This is a genomic window from Thermoanaerobaculia bacterium (genome assembly GCA_035717485.1).
In the GTDB taxonomy this organism is placed as follows: Bacteria; Acidobacteriota; Thermoanaerobaculia; order UBA5066; family DATFVB01; genus DATFVB01.
Window position 1 is genome coordinate 1 of sequence record DASTIQ010000268.1, and the last position, 5,345, is coordinate 5,345.

Genomic DNA, 5,345 nt, shown 5'->3' on the forward strand with positions numbered 1-5,345 from the left:
GCTCGCGGCAGGGACGCGCCTGGGTTCCTACGAAATCCTCTCCCCGATCGGCGCGGGGGGCATGGGCGAGGTCTACAAGGCGAAAGACACGAAGCTCGACCGCTTCGTCGCCGTCAAGGTCCTTCCCGAATCGCTCGCCCGGGATCCCGACGCGCTCGCACGATTCGAGCGGGAGGCGCACGCCGTCGCGGCCCTGAACCATCCGAACATCCTGTCGATCCACGACTTCGGTTCCCATGACGGCGTGGCCTATGCGGTCACGGAGCTCCTCGAAGGGGAAACGCTTCGATCCCGACTGGAAGGGGGCGCCGCGCTCCCCCCGCGCCGCGCAGTCGAGATCGCGACGGCCATCGCGCGCGGGCTGGCGGCCGCGCACGAGAAGGGAATCATCCACCGGGACCTGAAGCCCGACAACGTCTTCCTGACCTCCGACGGACGCGTCAAGATCCTCGACTTCGGGCTCGCGAAGAAGATCTCGCGCGACGAATCGGCGACCGAGGCGCCGACCGCCGCGCCGGGAACGGAGCCCGGCACCGTGATGGGCACCGTCGGCTACATGTCGCCCGAGCAGGTCCGCGGACGCGACATCGACCATCGGACGGACATCTTCTCCTTCGGCGCGATCCTCTACGAGATGCTCTCGGGCCGGCGCGCCTTCCGCGGCGACTCGCACGTGGAGACGATGAACGCGATATTGAAGGAGGAGCCGCCCGAGCTCGTCGAATCCGGCCGCAACGTCTCTCCCGCGCTCGACCGGATCGTCCGCCACTGTCTCGAAAAGAATCCGGAATCGCGCTTCCACTCCGCCGGCGACGTCGCGTTCGATCTCGAGTCGCTCTCGGTCGTTTCCGCCGGCCCGATGAGCGGCCCCGCGCGCGGGGTCCGCGGCGGCGCCGCCCGCCGGTGGAAGCTGCCGGCGGCGCTCGCCGCGACGGCGGCTCTCTTTCTCGGGGCGGGTCTCTGGCTCGGCGCGCGGCGCGCCGGGACGGCCGGATCGGCCCGCTTCACCGCCGTCACCCACGACCGCGGCATCATCCACGAAGCGCGTTTCTCGCCCGACGGCCGGACGATCGCCTACGGCGCCGCGTGGAACGGCGCGGCCTACCACGTCTACCTCGCGAGGACCGATACGCCGGAATCGACGCCGCTCGCCGTCCCGGAAGCGACGGTACTGTCGCTCTCCTCGAAGGGTGAGCTCGCGATCGCGCTCGGGTACCGGCAGACCGGATGGATGGGTCTCGGACAACTTGCCCGCGTGCCTCTCCTCGGCGGGACCCCGCGGCCCATCGTGGACGACGTCATCGCCGCGGACTGGGCGCCCGACGGCGAAGGGATCGCGGTCGCCCGGCGGGTGGGGTCCCGTTACCGGATCGAGTATCCGATCGGAAAGGTCCTCTACGAAACCGGCGGATGGATCAGCCATCTCCGCTTCTCCCGGGACGGCACGCGGATCGCGTTCGCGAACCACCCCGTCCTCCAGGACGACCGGGGGACGATCGACCTCGTCGATCTCCGCGGCGCCCACCGGGTCCTCACGGAGGAGTGGAGCGGCGTCCAGGGAGCGTGCTGGTCTTCGAAAGGGGACGAGATCCTGTTCGCGGCGGACTCCGGCGTCGGAGGACGGCGCCTCATGGCCGTGAGGCCCGGCGGGAAGTCGCGGCCGGTCTTCGGCATTCCGGGCAACGTCTTCCTCATGGATGTGGCGCCCGACGGCCGCGTCCTCCTGACGCGCGAGGAGCGGTCGATCCAGACCATCGCGTACCTTCCGGGAGCCGAGAAAGGACGGGACCTCTCCTGGCTCGGGTATTCGTTCGGCCAGGACTTCTCCCCCGACGACCGGCTGCTCCTGACGACGTACGTCGGGGAGGGAAGCGGGAACAACTACACCACGTATCTCCGGCCGACCGACGGCTCGCCGGCGGCTCGGGTCGGAGAGGGAGGCGGCCTGGCGCTCTCTCCGGACGGGAAGTGGGTCGCCGACGTCGTCTATACCCCGTCCCCGCGGGTCGTCCTCTATCCGATGGGAGCGGGCGAAGCGCGCTCGATCGCCGTCGACGTCCCGGTCGAAACCGGAAACTGGATTTCGAACGAAAGCCTCGTCCTCGTGGCGGCGTCCGGAGCGAGCCGGCGCGCCTTCCGTCTCGATGTCGGCGCGGGAAAGCTCGTCCCCCTGACGCCGGAGGGGGTCGATGCGTTCGACCCCTACGTGCCCGTCACTCCCGACGGCCGCGCCGTCGTGCTGCGCGGGCCCGACCGGCGGCCGGCGCTCTACCCGATCTCCGGCGGCGCCCCGACTCCCGTCGCGGGATGGCGCGACGGCGACCTGCCGGTCCGGTTCGCGGACGAAAGAACGCTCTTCGTGGTCGGCGGAGATCTCCCGATCCGGATCGAGCAGCTCGACGTGTCGACCGGCGCGCGCCGTCCCTGGCGCCAGTTCGACGTCTCCGACGCGGCCGGCCTCCAGAACGCCTACGGCCCGGTCGTGATGAGCCGCGACGGCCGCGCGATCGCCTGCAATTACACCCGTCGTCTGAGCTCGCTCTTCCTCGGCGAGGGGATTCGATGATCCGCCCTCGCTCCTTCGAAGCGGAGCCTGCCGCGAGCCCTCGCGCTTCGCTCGGGAAAGGCTCCGCGTGGCGGGCGAGATTGCGAGCCCGCCTTCGCTCGCTCCGCTTCGCCGCGGGAGGTCGCTCGTGCCGTTAGCCGCCGGAACGAAGCTGGGTCCCTATGAAGTCATCTCTCCCCTGGGGGCCGGGGGAATGGGCGAGGTCTACAAGGCGAAGGACACGAAGCTCAACCGCCTCGTCGCGATCAAGGTGCTGCCCGAATCGCTCGCCAGAGACCCCGACGCGCTCTCCCGCTTCGAGCGCGAGGCGCACGCGGTCGCCGCCCTGAACCACCCGAACATCCTCTCGATCCACGATTTCGGGAAAGAGGGCGGCGTCGCGTACGCGGTGACGGAGCTCCTCGAGGGAGAGACCCTGCGGTCCCGACTCGAAGCCTCCTCCCTTCCCCAGCGCCGCGCCGTCGACATCGCGATCCCGATCGCCCGCGGTCTCGCCGCGGCGCACGAAAAGGGGATCATCCACCGGGACCTCAAGCCGGAGAACGTCTTCCTGACCTCCGACGGCCGCGTCAAGATCCTCGACTTCGGCCTGGCGAAGAAGGTCGCGGTCGACGCGGCGATCACGAATGCGCCGACGGCGCCGGCCGGGACCGAACCGGGGACGGTTCTCGGGACGGTCGGATACATGTCGCCCGAGCAGGTGCGCGGACGCGAGCTCGATCCGCGGACGGACATCTTCTCGTTCGGCGCGATCCTCTACGAGATGCTCGCGGGCAAACGCGCCTTCAAGGGCGACACCGGGATCGAGACGCTGAACGCGATCCTGAAGGAGGAGCCGCCGGAGCTCCTCGAATCGGGCCGCAACATCTCTCCCGCGCTCGACCGGATCGTCCGCCGGTGTCTCGAAAAGTCGCCCGAAGCCCGGTTCCATTCCGCGAGCGACCTGGCTTTCGATCTGGAGTCCGTTTCCGGTGCCTCGACGTCGCGCCCCGCCGTATCGGGAAAGGCCGGCGGCCGGCCAATGCCGCGTCCGGTCGCGATTGCCGCCGCGGCGGCGATCATCGCGGCCGTCGCCGCGGCGTACGGCCTCGGCCGCCGGATCGAGAGGCGCTCGACGCCCGGGAGCCGGACGTTCTCGCAGCTGACCTACCGCCAGGAGCCGATCTTCAACGCGCGGTTCGCGCCCGACGGAAAGACCGTCTTCTACGCCTCCGCACCGTCGGGCAGCACTCCGTCGATCTTCGCCGTCCGCCCCGGCTTCCCCGGCGCGTCGATTTTCGGTCCGCCCGGGACCGCGCTCCTCTCCGTGTCGTCGAAAGGCGAGCTCGCCGTCCTCACGCATCCGAAGTTCATGCGCCACGACGTCTTCCTCGGGACGCTCGCGCGGATGCCCCTCGAGGGAGGTGCGCCGCGCGAAGTGCTCGACGGCGTCCGGGAAGCGGACTGGTCGCCCGACGGCTCGGGGCTCGCCATCATCCGGACGGTGGCCGGAAAGGATCGCCTCGAGTTCCCCGTCGGGACGGCCCTTCGCGAGGTCGGCGGTTATCTCAGCAACCCGCGGTTCTCGCCTTCCGGCGACCGCATCGCCTTCTTCGAGCATCCGATCAAGTGGGACGACCGCGGCCTCGTGGCGGTCGTGGACCTGAAAGGGAACCGCAAGGTCCTGTCCGAAGGCTACTGGGGAGAGGAAGGCCTCGCCTGGTCGCGCGACGGACGCGAGGTTCTGTTCTCCGCGGGAACCGCATACAACAATTTCAAGGTGTACGCCGTCGACCTCGCCGGCCATCGTCGCGACGCGCTGGAGAGCGCCGGCGGCGTCACCGTGCAGGACGTCGGCGCCGACGGCCGCTGGCTCGTCACGCGCGACGACTTCCTCCGGGAAATGCCGGTGTTCGCGCCGGGCGAGAAGGCGGAGAAGGACCTCTCCTGGCTCGATCTTTCCGACGCGGTCAGCCTCACGGCCGACGGCCGCACGCTCCTCTTCAATGAATCGAGCGGGAGCGTCGGCGTCAACTACGCGGCCTGCCTGCGCGGGACCGACGGCTCTCCCGTCGTCCGGCTGGGCGAAGGATTCGCGCAGGACCTCTCCCGCGATGGAAAATGGGCGCTCGTCAGCATCCCGACGTCGCCTCAGCAGCTCGTGCTCGACCCCACGGGCCCGGGCGAGACGCGCCGCCTCGACACCGGCGGGATCCTGAGCATCGAGTCCGCCCGATTCTTCCCGGACGGCGCGAACGTCCTCGCCTGCGGCAACGAAGAAGGGCACGCGGTGCGCTGCTACGTTCTGCCGGTCGGAGGCGGAAAGCCGCGCCCGGTCACGCCGGAGGGAACGACGGACGGCATGGTTTCGCCCGATGCCGCGACGATCCTCGTCCGGCAGATCGGCGGCGCCGGACTCGCGCTCTATCCGGCGGGGGGCGGGGCGCCCCGCCCGGTTCCCGGCTCCCTGCGGGACGAATGGGTCGTCCAGTGGGGCGTCGACGGACGATCGGTCCTCGTCGTCCAGGCGGCGGAGATGCCGGCGAGGATCGACCGACTCGAGCTTGCGACCGGCCGCCGCACGCCGGTCCGGACGCTCGGCGGCTCGCGCCTCGCCGGCGCCCTCCAGCTCGGCACCGTCGTGATGACGCCGGACGAGAAGTACTACGCCTACAGCACCCGTGTGATGATCTCGAGGCTGTTTCTCGTCGAAGGCGCGCGATAGGCGTCGCTGGCCAGCGCGGAGGAGCGGACGCCGGGAGGCGGCCGCACGCTCCTCTTCAATGAATCGAGCGGGAGC

At 70.2% G+C, this 5,345-nt stretch carries 2 protein-coding genes; both read left to right on the plus strand.

Annotated elements, in window-relative coordinates; translation table 11 throughout:
* Window positions 1-2,566: protein kinase (locus VFS34_14060; GenBank protein ID HET9795574.1), on the plus strand; the 2,566-nt coding region annotated here is incomplete at its 5' end.
* 127 nt (window positions 2,567-2,693) lie between these two features.
* Window positions 2,694-5,270: a protein kinase gene (locus VFS34_14065; GenBank protein ID HET9795575.1), complete on the plus strand. Its 2,577-nt coding sequence runs from the start codon at window positions 2,694-2,696 to the stop codon at window positions 5,268-5,270.
* Window positions 5,271-5,345 lie beyond the last annotated feature (75 nt).